This window comes from Bacillus sp. SDLI1 (assembly GCF_001553895.1).
In the GTDB taxonomy this organism is placed as follows: Bacteria; Bacillota; Bacilli; order Bacillales; family Bacillaceae; genus Bacillus; species Bacillus siamensis.
This window is the reverse complement of record NZ_CP013950.1, coordinates 3,986,020-4,004,908: the sequence shown is the minus strand read 5'-3', so window position 1 is coordinate 4,004,908 and position 18,889 is coordinate 3,986,020. Positions and strand designations below refer to the sequence as shown.

The window sequence follows — 18,889 nt, the reverse complement described above, 5'->3', positions numbered from 1 at the left end:
GAAAAAGTCTCCCTTGCAGGAGACTTCGTTTTTTAAAACTATTACGGATACAGACGGTTCAGAAGTCTCGGGAACGGAATTGTTTCACGCACGTGAGGCGCTCCGCTGATCCAAGCCACTGTCCGCTCAAGTCCGAGGCCAAAGCCTGAGTGCGGAACAGAACCGTATTGTCTGAGTTCAGCATACCATTTGTAAGCATCTGAATCCAGACCGTGTTCTTTTAATCTTTCTTCCAATAAATCCATATCGTGAACGCGTTCAGATCCGCCGATGATTTCCCCGTAGCCTTCCGGAGCAATTAAATCGGCACATAGCACGACATCGTCACGATCTTTGGCAGGCTGCATATAAAACGGTTTTAATGAAGTCGGATAATGAGTGATAAACACCGGTTTGTCATAGCTTTCTGCAATCGCTGTTTCATGCGGCGCACCGAAGTCATCTCCCCATTCAATATCGTCGAATCCTTTTTCTTTCAGGAACTCGATCGCTTTATCGTACGTAATGCGCGGGAAAGGCGCTTTCATTTGTTCTAATTTGGACGTGTCTCTTCCCAGTGTGTTCAGCTCGATCTTACAATGCTCCAGCACGCTTTGTACAATGTAAGAAACATAATTCTCCTGAACTTCAAGGTTTTCTTCAAATTCAACAAATGCCATTTCGGGCTCAATCATCCAGAATTCGATGAGATGGCGTTTCGTTTTTGATTTTTCCGCTCTGAATGTCGGTCCGAATGAGAATACTTTTCCCAGCGCCATTGCAGCAGCTTCCATATACAGCTGGCCGCTTTGAGACAAGAAGGCGTCTTCATCAAAATATTTTGTCGCAAACAGCTCAGTCGTGCCTTCAGGAGCACTTCCCGTCAAAATCGGCGGATCAACTTTCACGAAACCTTCTTTGTTGAAAAATTCATAAGTCGCACGGATGATTTCGTTGCGGATTTTCATAATCGCGTGCTGGCGTTTCGAACGGAGCCACAAATGTCTGTGGTCCATTAAAAATTCCGTGCCGTGCTCTTTAGGTGTAATCGGATAATCGGTCGCTTCGTGAATGACTTCAATGGATGTGACTGCAAGCTCATAGCCAAGCGGTGAACGCTCGTCTTCTTTCACAATCCCTTTTACGTAAAGTGACGTTTCCTGCGTCACTGATTTCGCGATTTGGAAGATGTTTTCTTCAACTTCAGCTTTGACGACAACTCCCTGAATGAAGCCGGTACCGTCTCTCAGCTGTAAAAATGCGATTTTACCGCTTGAGCGTTTATTTGCGACCCAAGCTCCAATCGTTACTTCCTCGCCTGTGTGTTTATACACTTGGTTGATTGTTGTTTTCAAAATCTTTCCCTCCAGAACAAGAAAGACATTCAGGAATCTGCCTGAATCTCTTTTTTCATCACTTTATTATACCCGTTCTACTCTTACGGGGTCAATGCAGGTGAAAAGCGGCTTCAAAAGCCGCTTTTTCAGAATCAGCTATGTTTTTCCGTGAAGCGGCGGATTCTTTCGACCGCTTCTTCTAAAAGATCAAGTGACGTTGCGTAAGATAAACGGACGTTGTCCGGTGAGCCGAAGCCCGAGCCCGGTACGATGGCGACTTTTTCTTCTTCCAGAAGCGCCTTCACGTATTCATCAACATCTTTGAATCCGCAGTTTTCTGCTGCCGCTTTGGCGTTAGGGAACAAGTAAAATGCCCCTTCAGGCTTGACACAGGTAAATCCGGGAATTTCGCTGAGCTGAGCATAGATGGTATTCAGTCTGTGCTCAAATGCCTGTCTCATCTCTTCCAGCGGTTCAGCAGGCCCGTTATATGCCGCAATGGCGCCGTATTGAGCGATGGACGTCGGATTTGACGTGCTGTGGCTCGCAAGGCTCGTCATCGCTTTAATAATCGTCTCAGATCCCGCCGCATAACCGATTCTCCAGCCCGTCATGCTGTGGGATTTCGACACGCCGTTGATGATGACCGTCTGCTCTTTCAATTCATCGGAAAGCTGTGCGATTGAGACGTGTTTTTTTCCTCCGTATGTAAGCTTCTCATAAATTTCGTCAGAAACGATCAGAATGTCATGCTCCAGACACACTTTTCCGAGTTCACTAAGCTCTTCTTTCGTATACATGACACCTGTCGGATTACTCGGTGAGTTGATAATGATTGCTTTTGTTTTCTCAGTGAGCGCCTGCTTCAGCTGCTCCGGTGAAATTTTAAACTGATTGGCCTCCAGTCCTTCCACATAGACGGGACGTCCTCCTGCCAATTTCACCTGCTCAGGATAGCTTACCCAGTAAGGAGTCGGTATAATCACTTCGTCTCCTTCATCGAGAATAACCTGAAATAATGTGTACAGGGCGTGTTTCGCTCCGGTGCAGACAATGATTTCTGACGGTTTATATTCAATTCCCTGGTCGTTTTTGAATTTTTCAGCGATGCTGTCTTTCAAGGCCGGCAGACCGCCTGAAGGCGTATATTTTGTGTGGCCTTCATTCATGGAACGCACCGCGGCATCTATAATGTGCTGAGGCGTATTAAAATCAGGTTCTCCTGCTCCGAGGCCGATGACATCATGGCCTTCTGCTTTCAGCTCTTTCGCTTTTGCGGTAATTGCAAGTGTTGCAGACGGTGTTAATGCGGATACTCTTTTTGCCAATTTCAACTTGAACTCCCCCTAATACGTCTCACGGTGTGATGTTTTTGAGAATCTTGCCGCTTGTAAAGTCCACATAGCTAAAACTATACTGCCCGTTTTTGTTGATGTAGGTCACTTCCCACAGCAGGACATCGTTTTCTCTCGCCGGGTGAACGTCATTCAGCTTTGAAACAAGCCCTGCGTCTTGAACGATTTTGGCAGCCTTGCTGCTTGAAATGCCGTCACTGGCTTTTTTCGAGAGAATTTTTGCTTTTTTGCCGGCCGGGACCCATACATACATGTCTTTTCCATGTTTATCCGTTCCGGACACAACGTAATACTTCTGTTTACCGACAAAGGTTTCCACTTTCTCAGCATCTGTCAGATCCGTTTTTTCTTTAGCGGCTGCGGCTGCTGTGTCGTGGCCTTCCTCTTTTTGAGCCATTGCAGATTTAAAAATGCCGGCCGAAAATAAAAGAACCGCTAAAAAAATAATACCAAATACGGCTGTAAATATTAACGCTTTTTTTCTCATCTTTTTCACCTATGTGCGATAAATGGTGAAGACCGCTTCATTTTGATTTTCTTCATCAAGCGCCAGTCCGAACATCAGATTATCTCTTTTCAAAGTCCGGTTTAATGTATCGACGATTTTATATAAATCATCTGAATGCTCCACATTAATTGTAGAAAGAATCTCAATTTTGCTTTCCATTTTTATACCCTCCATCGGTCGAACAAATTTTGTTAGTCATAACGGGATGCACGCGCGGCATAATAAAATCACAAGGCGGCATGAACCCGCTTTTACCATATAAACAATTCCTCATCCCACACCACGAAAGCCGCGTTTATGCGGCTTTTATTCCGTTTGGCTGACGTAATCCCCGAGTTCGGCATCCGTCAGTTCCAAAAGGGATGAAGTCGGGAGCGCATCAAGAAACAGCCGTCCGTACCCCGCCGTCTTTACACGCTGATCTAAAAGAACGATCGTTCCTTTGTCTCCCGCCGTACGGAGCAGGCGCCCGATTCCCTGCCTGAACGTTAACACGGCCTCAGGCAGAGAAATCGTCTGAAACGGGTTTTTCCCCTGCTTCTTGGCGAATTCACATTTTGCGGCATGAAGCGGATTATCAGGCGCCCGGAAAGGAAGCCTTGCAATCATGACGGTTGACAATTCATCCCCCGGAAAATCAACACCTTCCCAGAAATGATTCGTCCCGAGCAAAATCGCCCGGCTTGCCGTTTTAAAGGTTTTCATTAATTTACCGGGACTTCCGCCCGAGATGCCCTGGCCGAGAAGCTGAATGCCTGAGATCTCCATACTGAGTTTCAATTCCTGATACACTTTTTTCAGCATATCATGAGACGTAAACAGGATAAGGATCTTCGGCTGTTTTCCCTTTGACATGATTTCAGCATACTTGGCAATATGCTCAATGACTTCCCGCTCTCCGTCATATTTGAGGGATTTCATCTCTTTCGGAATGATGACGTTCATCTGATCATCATAAGAAAAAGGAGACGGGATGCTTTTGGTGCGCGGATAAAAATCCGACAGTCCGAGCCTTTCAATCATAAATTGAAAAGACTGCTCCACCATTAAGGTCGCTGATGTGAGCACTACGCTTTTTTTGCGGGCGAAAAACTGGTCTGCCAGCATTTCACCGGGCTCCAGCGGCTGTGCATAGATGCTGACGGCGTTTTTTGCGCCCTTGGCATCAATTTCAATCCAAACGGCTTCTTTCTCATCATTTTCAAACAGCAGCCTGCTGAACGTATCGCGATATTCTTTCAGCCCCCTGATGCATTTTACATACTCGGCCGCTAAAAAAGCCGCTCCGCTCTTCATCTCATCAAGCTTTTGATGCAACAGTTTCTCCTGTACTGAAAACACATCGAGCAGCTGATCCAGCATCGCGCAAAGCCGCTCCGCTCCGTCCGTTATCATGTAAAGGCCTTTATCCTGGCTTTTATGATTCAGACTATAGACGAGACGGTTCAGATCGTCTTTAGGTTTTCTTCGTTTGACAAAAGAATGCACCGAACTGAAAAATGCGTCACTTTCAGATTGAATATGCTTCATCCACTCATCGGCGTCAAAAAAACTGTCGGCCGGCAATTCATACGTATAAAACAGTTTTCTCATCCGCTTTAACAGCCCGTGTTCTTTTAATATTCCGATTCGGCTGAGCTTTGTGTGCAGCCCGATGTACGAAGCTCTCCGCCCCAGATGCTCGCTGGCGGCCCGTTCGAAATGATGCGCTTCATCAATGATGACCGTTCCGCTTGCGGGCAGTTTTTTTGTTTCACTGCTTTGATCTGCAAACAGCAAAGCATGGTTGGTGATAATCAGATCTGCGGCCTGCGCTTTTTCTTTTGCCCGTTCATAAAATTCGGCGGCGGAGTTGTTCCCTTTTTTCAAAAAAGAATCCTCATCGTAAGACATGCGCTCCCACAGCAATCTGCCGCCTGAAGGAAGATTCAGCTCGGCGGCGTCGCCCGTTTCAGTCTCTGTCAGCCAGACAAGAAGCTGTGCTTTCGTCAGAACCGCATCATAGTTGTCATCTTCCTCATGCAGTATATGTTCAAACTTGCGTAAGCACAGATAATGCGATTTCCCTTTTAAAACAGCGGCCTTAACCGGCCATGGAAACATACGCTCCAAAAGCGGAATATCTTTAGACATGATCTGCTGCTGCAAAAGAGTAGAGTACGTGCTGATAATGACGGGAGTCTGTTCCGCTTTAGCAAATAAGACAGCCGGAACGAGATAACCGATTGTTTTTCCGATGCCGGGCGCCGCTTCTATCAGCGCATGCTCCCGGTTGCAGAAGGCGCCAAGCACTTCATCCATCATCGCAAGCTGCCCTTTCCGCTTTTCATAGCGGGGGATGATGTCAGATAAGAGCTGTTCTTTTTCATCGTTCCATTTTTCAAGGTCAATGGCAGCACTCACCGGACGGGAAGCCGGAATTTGTTCGGGCTCTTTAATTGAAAAAGACCCGTATGGAATGCAGCTTTCTTCTGCCGCCGGTCTGCTTTCATGTATAAAAGAATCCAAAAGCAGCGTCAAATCGCTGATAAAATGCTGTGAAAGCCTTCTAAGCTGCTTTAACGTCGGCAAAGGCAAATGTTTCAGTTTATGTAAAATGTCTAAAAAGATCAGCCCCGTAACCTCCGCATCACTGTCTGCGCGGTGAGGCCGGTCATGTACAATATTCAGCTCCGTGCACAATTCACCGAGCTTATACCCTTCAAACCCCGGAAAAACAATACGTGAGAGCTCAACCGTATCAAGCACTTCACAATCCGGCAGCTCATAGCCCGCTTCGCTCAGTTCATGCCGGACAAATCCGAGATCAAAATGAATATTGTGGGCAACAAAATACGCGCCGTCAAGCAGATGAAAAATCTCTTCTGCGACCGCTTCAAACGGCAGTTCATTTTCAACCATACCGGATGAAATTCCGGTCAGCTGTTCAATAAACGGCGGAATGGCCTGATTCGGATTGATATATTTTGAAAACCGCTCAGTTATTTGTCCATTTTCAATGACAACCGCTGCGATTTGAATGATTTTATCGCCCTTTTTCGGCGAATTTCCTGTTGTTTCGACATCTATGACAACGAACCGTTGCTTGTTCATTAAAATGGACACCTCAATTCTTGCATACGAGAAAAGTGTAACACGTTTTGCTGAGAAATGGAGCGGAAAAACAGCTTTTGCCCCTGAATCTTAAAAGAAAACCCCCATGAAGGGGGCTCTTTTACAAAATCGTGTGCGCCGGCTCCTGGCCCAGCATCTGCTCGATTTTATTCTGATCGTCCAAAACCGCCACCTTCGGCTGATGGCTTTTTGCTTCCTGATCAGACATCATTTGATAAGAAATAATAATGACTTTATCTCCTGGTTGGACGAGGCGGGCGGCAGCTCCGTTTAAACAGATCACGCCGCTCCCCCGCTTACCGGGAATAATATACGTTTCAAGTCTCGCTCCGTTGTTATTATTCACAATTTGAACTTTTTCATTAACGAGCATTCCGACGGCATCCAAAAGATCTTCATCAATCGTAATGCTGCCGACATAGTTCAAATTGGCTTCCGTCACGGTAGCGCGGTGCAGTTTTCCGGCCATCATAGTGCGGTACATATTATAATCTCTCCCATTCATCAATATCAATAATGATATTATCAATCAGTCTTGCTTTAGAAAATTGAACGGCACAGGCCAGAATAATCTTGCCGTTTAACGTTTTAAGCGGAGTCAGTTCAGGATAAGCGTACAATTCGGCATAATCAATGACGCCGCTAGTGTTTTCGATGACGCTGCTGACGGCTTTTATGACGGCTTCCGGGTTTCTTTCACCGTCTCTGATCAGTTCGGCGCCTTTTTGCAATGCTTTATAGATCATCGGCGCTTCTTTTCGTTCCTGCTCAGTCAGATAGACGTTGCGAGAGCTTTTAGCAAGTCCGTCTTCTTCTCTGACCGTATCCACCGCAACCAATTCGATATCCATAAAGAAATCCTCAATCAATCCGTCCACAACCGCTGCCTGCTGGGCATCTTTCAGGCCGAAGTAGGCGCGGGTCGGTTTAACGAGATTGAAAAACTTCGTCAGCACAGTGGCCACTCCGTCAAAATGACCGATGCGGGAGGCGCCGCATAACACGTCAGTTCTTCTTTTTACATGCACGGCAACATTTTGCTCGCCTTTATACATGTCACTTGCAGACGGCGTAAACAATACATCTGCCCCCGCCTGTTCTGCAAGCCGGGCATCACGGTTTAAATCACGCGGATATGCTTCGTAATCCTCACCCGGTCCGAATTGAGTCGGATTGACAAAGATGCTCATCACGACAATATCGTTTTCTTTGGTTGCTTTTTCAACCAGCGTCAGATGCCCTTCATGAAGAAAACCCATTGTCGGGACGAATCCGATCGTCCGGCCTTCTGAGCGGTATTGCGCAATCAGTTCTTTCAGCTGTTGAGTTTCTGTCAGTTGTTTCATCGCTTACTTTCCTCCGTACAAGCCTTGCAGCACAGTTTGGTTGATCTGAAAAGAATGCTTTTCTTCCGGGAAAACCCGTTCTTTCACATCACGCACATAACCGCTGAGCGCAGATTCAATCGCGCCGTCGATTTTGGCATATTGCTTCACGAACTTCGGTGTTCTGTCCACGCCGTGGCCGACGACGTCATGGTAAACAAGAACTTGGCCGTCAGCTTTTGAACCGGCTCCGATTCCGATGACGGGAATGGATACTTCTTCTATTATTTTTGCGGTCAGTTCAGCAGGCACACATTCAAGCACGAGCATCATCGCTCCCGCCTGTTCGCATTTCACGCTGTCTTCGATGAGCTTTTTCGCGCTTTGCTCATCTTTTCCCTGCACTTTATATCCTCCTAACACTCCGACAGACTGCGGTGTAAGGCCTAAATGGCTGACGACAGGAATTCCCCCGAGTGTCAGCGCGCGGATGGATTCGAAAACGCCGTCTCCGCCTTCAAGCTTTAACGCGTCTGCGCCGCTTTCCTGAATAATGGCCGCGGCATTTTTCAATGTATCTTCTTTTGAAAGGTGGTAAGACATAAACGGCATGTCGGTTACGATAAACGTATTTTTCGCACCGCGTTTTACCGCTTTTGTATGGTGAATCATGTCACTGACCGTTACGCCGACGGTTGAATCGAGCCCGAGCACGACCATTCCGAGCGAATCTCCGACTAAAATCATGTCGACTCCAGCCTGTTCCGCCAGTTTTGCCTGCGGATAATCGTAAGCGGTCAGCATCACGATCGGCTCTCCGTTTTCCTTCATTTTCATGAAATCCAGTTTTGTTTTCATTCTGTTTCTCCTCCTCTAAACGGTGAGGAGATGATCCGCCAATTCTTCGCAAGCAAAAAAGCCTTCTGTAAAATAAGAAGGATTTCCACTTGTTTAACGTTCAGCGAATGTCATCCCTCTGTCCCAGTCCTTTTTTGGATCAAGGCAGACTTTTCGTAATCTCTGTTCTGCTGATCAGGTGCAGTTCATTATGATACTGCCCATAGGAAGTATACCAAATTCACGAGGCTTGTACCAACTAAGATTAATTGAGCTCAATATCGGCAGAATAGATCTTCTTTATTCCGTCTTTCGTTTCCAAAAGAAGGACCCCCTCATCATCAATGCCGAGCGATTTCCCGTAAAACGTCCCTTGCAGCGTCCTCGCTCTGAGCTCACTCGCCAATCCAACCGCATAGCTTTCCCATAACAGCTTGATCGGTGTAAAGCCGTGCTTCAGATAATCCTGATAGCGTTTTTCAAAAGTCAGCAGAATCTCTTGTATCAGACCGGCTCTGTCAATTTTTTCGCCGGCTTCCAGGCTGAGGCTTGTCGCAATGTCCTGAAGCTCGCCGGGAAAATCGGTTTCCCGCTGGTTCACGTTGATTCCGATGCCGAGAATGACCGAACGGACACGGTCTTCTTCCGCTTGCAGCTCAGTTAAGATTCCGACGGCCTTTTTGCCGTGAATCATTAAATCATTCGGCCACTTAATAGCGGGCTGTACACCGGTAAAGGATTCGATGGCCTGAACGACCGCAACGGCAGATAACAGAGTGAGCTGCGGCGTTTTCTGCAAAGGAATTTCCGGTCTCAGGATGAGACTCATCCAAATCCCGGTTCCTTCCTGAGAATGCCACACTCTGGACATTCTTCCTCTGCCTGCCGTTTGTTTATCGGCAACTACGAGTGTTCCTTCCGGCGAGCCGTCATTGGCCAGTTCATGGGCGGTTTTTTGGGTGGACGGCAGGACGTCCCGGTAATACAGCTGTTTGCCCATAACCTCTGTTTTCAGCCCGAAGCGGATTTCAGATTCGCTGAGTTTCCCCGGTTTTTTAATGAGCCTGTACCCTTTTCGTCTGACCGCCTCAACCTCATAGCCCTCTTTGCGGAGCTCTTCTATATGTTTCCAAACGGCGGTTCTCGAACAGCCGAGCGCGTCACTTATTTTCTGCCCGGAGATGAAGCCGTCACCCGCCTCAGAAAATAAATCAATTAATCGGGTTCTTAATGTTGATCCCATGATGCGAGCCACTCCTTTATGTCATGTTTTCGGTTGGAGAGCTTCCCTGCCAATACCGCTTCTTCAATCCGGCTAAGTTCTTCGGCAATCCATTTACCCGCACGGCGGTTTCTGAGCTCCATCAGATCAGCGCCTGAAATGTCGAGGTCACGAAGGCTTTTGATCGGCAGCTGCTCATACAGGCTCCGAATCTCTTTCAGCTTTTGTTCATCAACCGTCTTATGCTTTTTCAGCATTTCGATTTTAACGGCTGAAAACAGCGCATCTCCAGCCCGGTACATCGCCTGGGCTTCAAGCTGCGCCGGATAAACGCTTATGATCTGCACTGCTTTTTTTATGACTTTTCCCGGCAGTTTCCATTGTTTTAAAAACGGTTCGGCGCTTTTCGGACAAAGACCGAGAAATAATAACAGCGCTGCCCAGCGTTCTTCGCGCGCATCTAAGGAGGAAAACGGATATCCGCTCGCTTCAAGCATTTGCTTCTCATAATCAGAAAGGCCGGGCAGCTCTTGTATCAGGCCTGTCTGCACCATTGTTTGAATCGCTTCTTTTGAAGATGCGCCAACGAGCAGCTTTTCAAACTCGACGGTCTTTCGTTCTACTGATACGTGCGCCAAAAGCTCCCTGTCTTTTATGACGGCCTCTTTTGTTTCTTTCTCTAACAGAAAGCCGAGCTGGCTCATAAACCGGACGGCTCTCATCATCCGCAGAGCGTCTTCCCGAAAACGGTCTTCAGGGTTCCCGACCGTACGGATCAGCTTTTGCGCGATATCACGAACGCCTCCGAAATAATCAAGCAATTCTCCTTCGGCAGACATCGCCATTGCATTAATCGTTAAGTCTCTCCGCTTTAAGTCTTCTGATAAAGATGTAATGAACCGGACGGCTTCAGGGCGCCGGTAGTCCTTATATTCTGATTCGGCGCGGAAGGTGGTGACTTCATATGTTTCATCTTCCCATAAGACGATTACGGTGCCGTGCTCTTTGCCGACATCGACGGTCCGCTCAAAGAGGCGCTCCACCTCATCCGGCGAAGCGCTTGTCGCGATGTCCACATCACCTATTTTTCGTTTCATATAGCTGTCTCTGACGGCTCCCCCGACAAAGTAGGCCTGGTGGCCCGCCTTTATCAGATGGTGAAGGATGGGGAGGGCTTTGACAAATTCCTGTTCCATAAGATCACTCCGGTCCTGCCAATTCATCATAAATTCGTTCGTACTGACTGACGATTCGTTGCGAAGAAAAGGCGGTTTCCACCATTTTCAGCGCATGGTCAGTCAAACGTTTGCTGAGCTGTTTGTCTTCTAAAACGGCAAGCGCTTTTTCAGAAGCCGCCTGAATATCGCCGACTTCCACCAGAAAACCGCTTACTTGATCTTTAATCACTTCCGGTATTCCGCCGATATTCGTTCCGATGCACGGCACGCCGCAGGCCATCGCCTCCAGAAGCACGAGTCCGAAACTTTCTTTTTCAGAAAGAAGGAGCTTAAGGTCACTGATGGAATACAGCTCTTCCACCCTGTCCTGGTTTCCGAGGAGCAGCACTTGGTCCTGCAGGCCGTATTTCTCGACAAGCTGCCAAGCGACGCACTTTTCCGGTCCGTCGCCGACAAGCAGAAGCTTCGCCTTTGTTTTGGCTGCGATATTACGGAAAACACGGATAACATCCTTCACGCGTTTTACCTTTCTGAAGTTGGAAACATGGATGACGACTTTCTCATCCGGCAAAATACCGTGCTTCTCTTTTATACTCTCTGTATTTTTCTTAAGATAAACACGTTCATCAATAAAGTTGTAAATGGTCTCAATTTTTTTATCCGGCTTGATTAAATCATATGTTTCCCCGGCAAGCGCGGTTGATACAGCGGTCACTCTGTCGGACGCTTCAATGGCAAACCGGATTAAATCTTTTAATGACGGATCATACCCTAAAACGGTAATGTCCGTACCGTGAAGCGTCGTAACAATGCCGATGTCGCGCTTCAGCATCTGTTTGGCGAGATAAGCGCATACTGCATGCGGGAGCGCATAGTGCGCGTGGATGATATCAAGATTTTCCCTTGCGGCAACCTCGGCGATTTTGCTCGCCAATGAAAGGTCGTAAGGCGGATGTTTAAATACCGCGTATTGGTTGACCTCCACTTCATGAAAATGAATATTCGGATGATATGTATTTAATCTGAACGGGATGCTTGATGTGATGAAATGAACCTGGTGCCCCTTTTCCGCAAGCAGCTTGCCGAGTTCCGTCGCAATAATACCCGAGCCTCCGACACTCGGGTAGCATGTAATCCCTATTTTTAATGGTCTCATTGTCCGCCCCCAAAAACATCATCATTCAAAACGGGAAGCTGTTTTGAAAAGAAACCTTCGGCATACCCCGTCCCGGCTTCTTTGCCATACAGTCTTTCCCGCGCTTCCACCATTTCGATATAACCGTTTGTCAGCGGTGTGTTCACTGACTGCGCCGTTGCAATAAACTGACTTTGATAGGCGTGCAGGCTTTCTTTTTTCAGATCGATGGTTTCCGTTATGTCGATTACAAAGTCCGGACGGTGAAATCCGTTAATCATATAATAGTAAACTTTTTGAGCCTTGTGAGCCGGCAGTTCCCGGTGATCTTTATATTTATGAATTCCCGCTGAGAATACCGCCTCTTCGACTAATGCCGCCGCATTGCCGTGATCCGGATGGCGGTCTTTCGGATAAGGCATGAAAACGGCTTTCGGCCGGCATGCTCTGATGACACTGACAATCCGGCGGATGCTGTCCTCGCTTTTCAATAGCCCGCGGTCAGGAAGCGTAAGCTGAATTCTCTCTTTCACGCCGAGAATTCGGGCGGCCTCCGCCGCTTCTTCTTTTCTGATACTTACCGTTCCGTTAGATGACAGCTCGGCCTCGGTCAGATCGCATATCACAGCGGTTTTTCCTTGGACCGTAAATTTTGCGATTGTGCCGCCCATACCAATCTCGACATCATCGCTATGGGCGCCGAACGCAAGAATATCAACGTGTTCAGACATTCGGCTCTCCTCCGCGCACAAGATTGCGGAAATCAAACGCCCCGCCGTCCAGCGTACGGACGAGAATCTCCGCTGTTCCCATATTTGTGGCCAGCGGGATCGCATATACGTCACACAGCCGGATCAGCGCCGATACATCCGGTTCGTGAGGCTGCGCAGTTAACGGATCCCGCAGAAAAATGACGAGATCAAGAGCATTCGCCGCAATTAACGCCCCGATTTGCTGATCTCCGCCGAGCGGGCCGGATTGAAAACGTTCAACGGACAATCCGGTCGCTTCCTGGATTTTTAAGCCTGTCGTGCCTGTCGCGTATAACTCATGGCGGCTCAATATATCTTTATATGCGGTCGTAAACTGAACCATATCCTGCTTTTTTTTATCGTGAGCAATCAAAGCGACTTTCATTTGATGTTCTCCCCCTTGCCGATTCAGTCGATAATATTTTCGAGGCCGTACACAAGCTGGTCGATTTTCATCACTTGCTCCACTGACAGCTTCACTCCTGACATAAAGGAAGCCCGGTTATAGGAATCATGACGTAATTTCAGCGTCTGTCCGTCCATGCCGAACATGACTTCCTGATGGGCGATAAGGCCCGGCAGACGCACGCTGTGAAGGCGGATGCCGTTTAATTCAGCACCGCGGGCGCCCGGCAGGATTTCTTTTTCATCAGGATGACCCTGCTGCTTTTCTGTACGGACGCTTGAGATCATTTCCGCTGTTTTCAGCGCCGTTCCGCTCGGTGCGTCCAGTTTTTGATCATGATGAAGCTCAATGATTTCTACATCTTCAAAATAGTTGGCGGCCATTTGTGAGAATTTCATCATCAGCACCGCGCCTAATGCAAAGTTCGGAGCGATGATGGCGCCGATTCCTTTTTCTTCAGTCAAAGCTTGAAGCTCCTCTAAATCCGCTTCGGAAAATCCGGTCGTTCCCACAACAGGACGGACGCCGTGTTCAAGAGCCGCTTTCGTATGTTTTTTGCCGATTTCAGGCGTTGTTAAATCGATCAGCACATCCGGTTGTGTTTCTTGGAAACATGCGCGGATATCCGTATAAATAAGGGCATCTGAATCAGCTGACATCACTTCTCGCAATGTTTGCTGATCGTATGTATGGTCAATGGCGCCGACAAGCTCAAAATGTGGCGTGCGGACGGCAAGTTTTACGGCTTCTTGGCCCATTCTGCCTCTCGGTCCGGCGATTACGACTTTAATGGTTTCATTTGACATGGTTTCTCCTACTTTCCTTCTTCTTTTCTCGTCCAGCGGTCTTTATCCCGTGTATTAAATTTATGCATCACGCGGTTATGAGCTTCCTCCAATGAAATATCAAGGGAGTTGGCGAGGCAGATCAGGACGAACAGCACGTCGCCCATTTCCTCCTCCATGCTTTTCTCATTTTCCGTCGTTTTCTTCGGCTTTTCCCCATAGTAATGGTTGACTTCTCTTGCAAGTTCGCCCAGTTCTTCGGTGAGACGGGCCATCATGGCAAGCGGGCTGAAATAGCCTTCTTTGAATTGGCCGATATATTCATCGACCTCAGCTTGTAAGTCTTTCATCGTTTTGTCACTCACTGTGCGAATACCTCCTGTCATCTCTTCCATGTTAGCTAATTCAAGTACATTTGACAAATGTTAAAAACGGCAGTTTGCTGTTTTCTTTTGTATCCACTATAATATTTACGCAATCTAATGGAAGGAAAAGGGGTTTGATGCAATGCTTGGAGAAATCAGAATCAAAAACATTTGCTTTATTTTAATCGGCGCCGCTGTTTTTTCATTCGGACTGGTTCACTTTAATATGCAGAACAATTTGGCGGAAGGCGGATTTACCGGCATTACGCTGCTCTTATATGCGTTATTCCACATCAGCCCTTCTATTTCCAACCTGGTATTAAACATTCCTATCTTTTTCATCGGCTGGCGCATGCTCGGCCGGACGATGTTTGTCTATACCCTGATCGGCACCGTCTCTCTTTCCGTTTTTCTGAGTATTTTTCAGCGTTACGAAATTCATATGCCGCTGTCGCATGATTTAGCTCTGGCGGCCTTGTTCGCGGGTGTATTTATCGGCGCGGGTCTCGGCATTATTTTTAAATACGGAGGCACGACGGGCGGAGTTGATATCATCGCCAGGCTGATTAATAAATTTTTCGGAATCCCGATGGGCCGGACGATGTTTGCCTTTGATGCCTGCGTCATTCTGCTTTCTTTGTTTACGTATCTTTCTTACAAGGAAGCGATGTACACGCTTGTAGCCGTTTTTGTCGCTGCGCGATTGATTGATTTTATACAGGAAGGCGGTTATGCCGCAAAAGGGGCAACGATTATTTCTTCGAAAAACGATTTGATCCAGCAAAAGATCATAGATGAGATGGAACGCGGCGTCACCGTTTTAAAAGGACAAGGATCATACACAAAAGAAGACAGAGACGTTCTTTACTGCGTCGTTCCGAAAAACGAAATTGTGCTTTTAAAAAGCGTCATCACTTCTGTTGACCCGCACGCCTTTGTTGCCGTAAGCGACGTCCATGACGTACTCGGAGAAGGATTTACGCTTGATGAAAATAAAAATCCGATCAGACGATAATAAAAAGGCGGCTTTTGCCGCCTTTACTGTTCGTGTTTCCATTTGACAACCGGTGATTTTTTCTTTTTCAATCGGCGGGCGAATGCCGGACTGACATTGAGCGTCTGCTCGACGAAGCGCTGCGGCGTCAGTGCCAGCCATTGGTTTAGGGAGACGTCTTCAAAACGGTCGCTTTTGAAAATTTCCAGAAAGCGAAGCACGGTGTCACCGATATTCTGGACATAATGCCCCATCGCAAAAGGAACATATCCTACGTCACCCGCTTGATAGTTAAATGTCCGCGCTCTTCCCTCCGCCGCAAACACCGTCATTTTCGCTTCTCCCGAAAGATAATACTGCCACTCGTCCGTATTCGGATGCCAATGCAATTCTCTCATGCCTCCGGGTTCGACTTCCACAAGAGCGGCGGCAATTGTTTTTGACACCTTAAACGTTTTGGAATCGACGATCTTGACTCTTCCCCCGCTGGTAACAAGAGGCTCCTGCCGGGAGAGCTTGTAGCTGAACGGCTCCAAAACGGTGCCTTCCGGGGAAGAAACGGCTGCCTGTTCAATCGGGGGAGGCGGGTCCAGCTGGAACATGTAACGCTCTTTCTTGTGAATGTAGGCCAAGTCATATCCAGGAACACCGAAGTTCGCCTCCAGCACGCTGCGCGGGGTGTGGGCAAACCAGTCCGTTACTGAAAAGGTGCTGTTTTCTGAAAAAGAGCCGTCATCAAAGACAAGCAAAAACTCACTGCCCTGCTCCATCCCTTGAATGGAATGAGGGATGCCGGAAGGAAAATACCACAAATCCCCTTCACTGACGTTGTCAATAAAATTCCGCCCGTTTTGGTCGACTGCGGTTAAACGGACTTCTCCGTTTATCACGTATCCCCATTCGGCTTCTTTATGCCAATGAAGTTCCCGCACAGCTCCCGGTTTCAGTCTCATGTTCACCGCCGCGATGTTTTTGGACACCGGCAGTTCCCTGACCGTCACTTCTCTTGACCATCCGCCGTCTTCAAGCCTCATATGCGTATCAGAAAAAGAGAATTTCAAGTTTTGAACCGTTCCCGCATCCGTTGAAGGCGGAACGAGCATGTCAGGATTCTGGAAGTCACGCGCGAGGTTCCGCGGTCCTTCATCAGTCGCCCCTTTTCTGCCTCTGATCGGCTGCGGGAGGTGTTTTGAAGCCAATTGCTGGATGAGTTTTTTCACTGGCTTTAGCTCCTTTACAGCAATTTGTGTTTATTTAGACTTAGGATATTCACGCTTTTTCTCTTTCTTTTTTTCCGCTCTGTATTTTCGGTAGCCGACATATGTCAGCGCAGTAATAATGATACCGCCTGTTGTCAGAATGACCCAGAGCAGCGAAGGATCAGCGTCATCCCGCTCCACCTTGTCAAATACACGTTTTAAATCCTGCTGCAGGAGCGTCAGACGCTCAAGCTTTGTTCCTTTTGTCATCTGCTGAAACCCTTCCTGCTCAATCACCTCGATATGTTTCGCCACCGTATCAAGCTGGCCGGCCGACACATCCATTGTCAGGCTGGGATAAATTAAATCATATAATGATATAAATTCATTCCACTTTTCATTGAAATTCTCACTTCCGTTCCCGCTGACATCTTCTTTTAAGGCGCTGAATGTCGCCATAATCGGTCTTTCAAGCGAACCCCACAGCGGATCGGAGTGGTCTTCCATCGCATCCATTACAAGCCTGAACTGAGCGGCTGCGCGAATTTTTTCGGAATCTGAGGCATCCGCCTGCTTCAAGGCGCGCTCTAAATCATTACAGCCCAGAGTCACCTGCCTGACTTCGCCGCCGGTCAGTGAGTTTACGTGTGTCATTTTTTTCTTAAAGTAGCCAAGCACTTGCAGGGCCTCATCATACTGCGAATGCCTCGTCATCTGGAAAACGGTATCCGAAAGGTCGTTCAGTTCCTTGAGACCGCCCTCACCTTCAGCTTTAGCAGTTGTGATGAAACACATAAGAGCAAGCAAAAGACAGATTGTCAGCTTTCGTTTCATAGAGGTCCCTCCCACTCCTTCTCTTTACAGAATATGAAGAGCGGGACAAGGTTAGACCAAGATTCTATCAGTGTAAGTCAAGCTTTATCCGCCTTTTGGAAATCACCAAAACGTATGCAAGGCCGAGTGAAAACAGGCTCAGCCAGAATGTGGCATAGCCGATCTCTTGCATATAAGCACTGAGCATTGAATAGCGGGGCATCATGCCGAAAAGATAATCAATGACGTCATTATGAAGCGTCCAAACAGCGGCAACGGCAAGATGCCATAACCGGAACCGAAAATACGGGCTGTATAAAACGCCTTGAACGGCCATGGCGAAATGTGAAGCAATCAGCATGTACCCTTCCCAAGGCATCTGCCCCATTTTAATCAGCACAAAGATATTCATTCCGACCGCCCACAGCCCGTATTTTACAAGGGTTACAAGCGCAAGCGCTTCAAACAGCGGCGCGTTTCTTCTCATGAGAAATGCCAAAAGCACGAACAGGAAGAAAAACGTCGCCGTCGGGCTGTCAGGCACAAATATCAGAAAACGGAACGGCGTGTCCGCAAGCTGCGGCAAATACCAATAATAGCCGTACACGGTACCGATAAAATTAACGGCAAGAACAAGCAGAAGCATGCCGCGCCGTCCTAAAAGATAAGAAATCCACCTCATACCATCAACTCTCAGTCCGTAAAAAGTATGTATCATGCAAAAAAAGCTGACATCCGGTCAGCTCTTTTCATAAAAGTATATCCTGCTTTTGTCCGCTTCACAATACGTTATTTCGCTGTCGTTTCAGAAATGAACTTCGCCAGCTGATCAAGCTGTTTATCATTCCCTTTAAAAATACCGGCTGGCATCTGCCCTTTCCCTTTGACGGCGATCTTTTTAATTTCTTCCGGGCTCAGCCCGTTATCGACCAGGGAGGGACCGGCGCCTCCGCCTTGAAGATTATCCCCGTGACAGGAAATACAGCCTTGTTCTTTAAATACTTTATAACCGTCTGATTCGGTATCAATGGCGGCTTCTTTTTTGATTTTCCCTTGCTCCTCCGCCTTCGCCCAGTCATGCGTCGCGACTGACTGCCACGTTAAAAAAACCGTAGCGCAAAGCGCCAAAAGCATCATGCCGACCGCAACCGGACGCTTCCACGGCCTTCTTTCAGAGCCCCTGTCGAGAAACGGAGCCAAAAGCAGCGATCCGAAGGCAAGCCCCGGTATAATCATCGCGCCGATAACAGTGTAGCTCCCCGCGGCATATTCATATTTTAAAAGCTGGTATAAAAATAGAAAATACCAATCCGGCAGCGGTATATAGCCCGTATCCGTCGGGTCCGCAACCCGTTCCAAAGGCGGCTCGTGCACTATCGTCAAAACGAGAAATCCGACGAGGAAAACGGCTCCGACCATCCATTCCTTCAGCAGGAAGTTCGGCCAGAATGCCTCTGTCTTTCCCGGATACTCTGAATAGTCTTTCGGTATATTCGGTTTTTTTTCAGCCGGAATCCTTGAATCTCCTACAAACTTCATTCCTTTCCCCCGGTGCATGTCATCCCCTCCCTTTTATATCAGATCT

At 47.7% G+C, this 18,889-nt stretch carries 20 protein-coding genes; 1 reads left to right on the top strand and 19 read right to left on the bottom strand.

The window, feature by feature from the left end; genetic code table 11:
* Positions 1–41: 41 nt before the first annotated feature.
* From asnS to AUL54_RS19485, 15 genes are all read right to left on the bottom strand, one after another.
* Positions 42–1,334: an asparagine--tRNA ligase gene (gene asnS / locus AUL54_RS19550; protein ID WP_060964915.1), complete on the bottom strand. Its 1,293-nt coding sequence runs from the start codon at positions 1,332–1,334 to the stop codon at positions 42–44.
* A 134-nt stretch (positions 1,335–1,468) separates the two neighbouring features.
* Positions 1,469–2,650: a pyridoxal phosphate-dependent aminotransferase gene (locus AUL54_RS19545; protein ID WP_060964914.1), complete on the bottom strand. Its 1,182-nt coding sequence runs from the start codon at positions 2,648–2,650 to the stop codon at positions 1,469–1,471.
* Positions 2,651–2,672: 22 nt separating this feature from the next.
* Complete coding sequence (gene tseB / locus AUL54_RS19540) at positions 2,673–3,158, bottom strand: cell wall elongation/penicillin-binding protein regulator TseB (RefSeq protein ID WP_060964913.1); 486 nt, start codon at positions 3,156–3,158, stop codon at positions 2,673–2,675.
* Positions 3,159–3,167: 9 nt separating this feature from the next.
* Positions 3,168–3,338 carry a YpmA family protein gene (locus AUL54_RS20955; RefSeq protein ID WP_003153512.1) on the bottom strand — a complete coding sequence of 57 codons (171 nt, stop codon included), beginning with the start codon at positions 3,336–3,338 and terminating at the stop codon, positions 3,168–3,170.
* A gap of 147 nt (positions 3,339–3,485) precedes the next feature.
* The gene (dinG, locus tag AUL54_RS19535; RefSeq protein ID WP_060964912.1) at positions 3,486–6,272 is read right to left on the bottom strand and encodes an ATP-dependent DNA helicase DinG; all 2,787 of its coding nucleotides are present in this window, start codon (positions 6,270–6,272) and stop codon (positions 3,486–3,488) included.
* 121 nt (positions 6,273–6,393) lie between these two features.
* Entirely contained in the window at positions 6,394–6,777 is a 384-nt protein-coding gene (gene panD / locus AUL54_RS19530; RefSeq protein ID WP_045927211.1) for an aspartate 1-decarboxylase, read from the bottom strand.
* 1 nt (position 6,778) lies between these two features.
* Positions 6,779–7,639, bottom strand: a complete 861-nt coding sequence (gene panC / locus AUL54_RS19525) for a pantoate--beta-alanine ligase (RefSeq protein WP_060964911.1) — start codon at positions 7,637–7,639, stop codon at positions 6,779–6,781.
* A 3-nt stretch (positions 7,640–7,642) separates the two neighbouring features.
* A complete protein-coding gene (gene panB / locus AUL54_RS19520) occupies positions 7,643–8,476 on the bottom strand; it encodes a 3-methyl-2-oxobutanoate hydroxymethyltransferase (protein ID WP_016939076.1) in 834 nt (277 codons plus the stop codon).
* Positions 8,477–8,720: 244 nt separating this feature from the next.
* Positions 8,721–9,698: a biotin--[acetyl-CoA-carboxylase] ligase gene (locus AUL54_RS19515; RefSeq protein ID WP_060964910.1), complete on the bottom strand. Its 978-nt coding sequence runs from the start codon at positions 9,696–9,698 to the stop codon at positions 8,721–8,723.
* Positions 9,683–10,873, bottom strand: a complete 1,191-nt coding sequence (locus AUL54_RS19510) for a CCA tRNA nucleotidyltransferase (RefSeq protein ID WP_060964909.1) — start codon at positions 10,871–10,873, stop codon at positions 9,683–9,685. Before AUL54_RS19510 ends, AUL54_RS19515 begins: the two co-directional genes overlap by 16 nt.
* Positions 10,874–10,877: 4 nt before the next feature.
* Positions 10,878–12,011 carry an N-acetyl-alpha-D-glucosaminyl L-malate synthase BshA gene (bshA, locus tag AUL54_RS19505; RefSeq protein WP_045927208.1) on the bottom strand — a complete coding sequence of 378 codons (1,134 nt, stop codon included), beginning with the start codon at positions 12,009–12,011 and terminating at the stop codon, positions 10,878–10,880.
* Positions 12,008–12,721 (bottom strand): bacillithiol biosynthesis deacetylase BshB1, encoded by a 714-nt coding sequence (bshB1, locus tag AUL54_RS19500; RefSeq protein WP_060964908.1) that lies wholly within the window; start codon positions 12,719–12,721, stop codon positions 12,008–12,010. Before bshB1 ends, bshA begins: the two co-directional genes overlap by 4 nt.
* Positions 12,714–13,127, bottom strand: coding sequence for a methylglyoxal synthase (gene mgsA / locus AUL54_RS19495; RefSeq protein ID WP_060964907.1), 414 nt, complete (start codon positions 13,125–13,127; stop codon positions 12,714–12,716). The genes bshB1 and mgsA overlap by 8 nt, the downstream gene beginning before the upstream one ends.
* A 23-nt stretch (positions 13,128–13,150) precedes the next feature.
* Positions 13,151–13,954, bottom strand: coding sequence for a 4-hydroxy-tetrahydrodipicolinate reductase (gene dapB / locus AUL54_RS19490; RefSeq protein WP_060964906.1), 804 nt, complete (start codon positions 13,952–13,954; stop codon positions 13,151–13,153).
* A gap of 8 nt (positions 13,955–13,962) precedes the next feature.
* Positions 13,963–14,298 carry a nucleotide pyrophosphohydrolase gene (locus AUL54_RS19485; RefSeq protein ID WP_003153495.1) on the bottom strand — a complete coding sequence of 112 codons (336 nt, stop codon included), beginning with the start codon at positions 14,296–14,298 and terminating at the stop codon, positions 13,963–13,965.
* Between the two features lie 142 nt (positions 14,299–14,440).
* Here AUL54_RS19485 and AUL54_RS19480 point away from each other — a divergent pair, with 142 nt between their 5' ends.
* Positions 14,441–15,313 carry a YitT family protein gene (locus AUL54_RS19480; RefSeq protein WP_060964905.1) on the top strand — a complete coding sequence of 291 codons (873 nt, stop codon included), beginning with the start codon at positions 14,441–14,443 and terminating at the stop codon, positions 15,311–15,313.
* Positions 15,314–15,336: 23 nt separating this feature from the next.
* Here AUL54_RS19480 and AUL54_RS19475 read toward each other — a convergent pair whose 3' ends face one another.
* The 4 genes from AUL54_RS19475 to AUL54_RS19460 all read right to left on the bottom strand — a co-directional run bounded on the left by AUL54_RS19475 (position 15,337) and on the right by AUL54_RS19460 (position 18,861).
* Positions 15,337–16,512 carry an oxalate decarboxylase family bicupin gene (locus tag AUL54_RS19475; RefSeq protein ID WP_060964904.1) on the bottom strand — a complete coding sequence of 392 codons (1,176 nt, stop codon included), beginning with the start codon at positions 16,510–16,512 and terminating at the stop codon, positions 15,337–15,339.
* Positions 16,513–16,542: 30 nt separating this feature from the next.
* Positions 16,543–17,325, bottom strand: a complete 783-nt coding sequence (gene ypjB / locus AUL54_RS19470) for a sporulation protein YpjB (protein ID WP_060964903.1) — start codon at positions 17,323–17,325, stop codon at positions 16,543–16,545.
* Between the two features lie 67 nt (positions 17,326–17,392).
* Positions 17,393–17,986: a lipoprotein heptaprenylglyceryl N-acetyltransferase LhaT gene (locus AUL54_RS19465; RefSeq protein ID WP_060964902.1), complete on the bottom strand. Its 594-nt coding sequence runs from the start codon at positions 17,984–17,986 to the stop codon at positions 17,393–17,395.
* 107 nt (positions 17,987–18,093) lie between these two features.
* Entirely contained in the window at positions 18,094–18,861 is a 768-nt protein-coding gene (locus AUL54_RS19460) for a menaquinol-cytochrome c reductase cytochrome b/c subunit (RefSeq protein WP_003153486.1), read from the bottom strand.
* Positions 18,862–18,889: the final 28 nt, after the last annotated feature.

What these genes read in the sequence shown, in the direction of transcription:
- tseB (WP_060964913.1), bottom strand. Translation starts at nt 3,158, where the DNA reads ATGAGAAAAAAAGCGTTAATATTTACAGCCGTATTTGGTATTATTTTT.
- AUL54_RS20955 (WP_003153512.1), bottom strand. Translation starts at nt 3,338, where the DNA reads ATGGAAAGCAAAATTGAGATTCTTTCTACAATTAATGTGGAGCATTCA.
- dinG (WP_060964912.1), bottom strand. Translation starts at nt 6,272, where the DNA reads ATGAACAAGCAACGGTTCGTTGTCATAGATGTCGAAACAACAGGAAAT.
- panD (WP_045927211.1), bottom strand. Translation starts at nt 6,777, where the DNA reads ATGTACCGCACTATGATGGCCGGAAAACTGCACCGCGCTACCGTGACG.
- panC (WP_060964911.1), bottom strand. Translation starts at nt 7,639, where the DNA reads ATGAAACAACTGACAGAAACTCAACAGCTGAAAGAACTGATTGCGCAA.
- panB (WP_016939076.1), bottom strand. Translation starts at nt 8,476, where the DNA reads ATGAAAACAAAACTGGATTTCATGAAAATGAAGGAAAACGGAGAGCCG.
- AUL54_RS19515 (WP_060964910.1), bottom strand. Translation starts at nt 9,698, where the DNA reads ATGGGATCAACATTAAGAACCCGATTAATTGATTTATTTTCTGAGGCG.
- AUL54_RS19510 (WP_060964909.1), bottom strand. Translation starts at nt 10,873, where the DNA reads ATGGAACAGGAATTTGTCAAAGCCCTCCCCATCCTTCACCATCTGATA.
- bshA (WP_045927208.1), bottom strand. Translation starts at nt 12,011, where the DNA reads ATGAGACCATTAAAAATAGGGATTACATGCTACCCGAGTGTCGGAGGC.
- bshB1 (WP_060964908.1), bottom strand. Translation starts at nt 12,721, where the DNA reads ATGTCTGAACACGTTGATATTCTTGCGTTCGGCGCCCATAGCGATGAT.
- mgsA (WP_060964907.1), bottom strand. Translation starts at nt 13,127, where the DNA reads ATGAAAGTCGCTTTGATTGCTCACGATAAAAAAAAGCAGGATATGGTT.
- dapB (WP_060964906.1), bottom strand. Translation starts at nt 13,954, where the DNA reads ATGTCAAATGAAACCATTAAAGTCGTAATCGCCGGACCGAGAGGCAGA.
- AUL54_RS19480 (WP_060964905.1), top strand. Translation starts at nt 14,441, where the DNA reads ATGCTTGGAGAAATCAGAATCAAAAACATTTGCTTTATTTTAATCGGC.
- ypjB (WP_060964903.1), bottom strand. Translation starts at nt 17,325, where the DNA reads ATGAAACGAAAGCTGACAATCTGTCTTTTGCTTGCTCTTATGTGTTTC.
- AUL54_RS19465 (WP_060964902.1), bottom strand. Translation starts at nt 17,986, where the DNA reads ATGAGGTGGATTTCTTATCTTTTAGGACGGCGCGGCATGCTTCTGCTT.
- AUL54_RS19460 (WP_003153486.1), bottom strand. Translation starts at nt 18,861, where the DNA reads ATGCACCGGGGGAAAGGAATGAAGTTTGTAGGAGATTCAAGGATTCCG.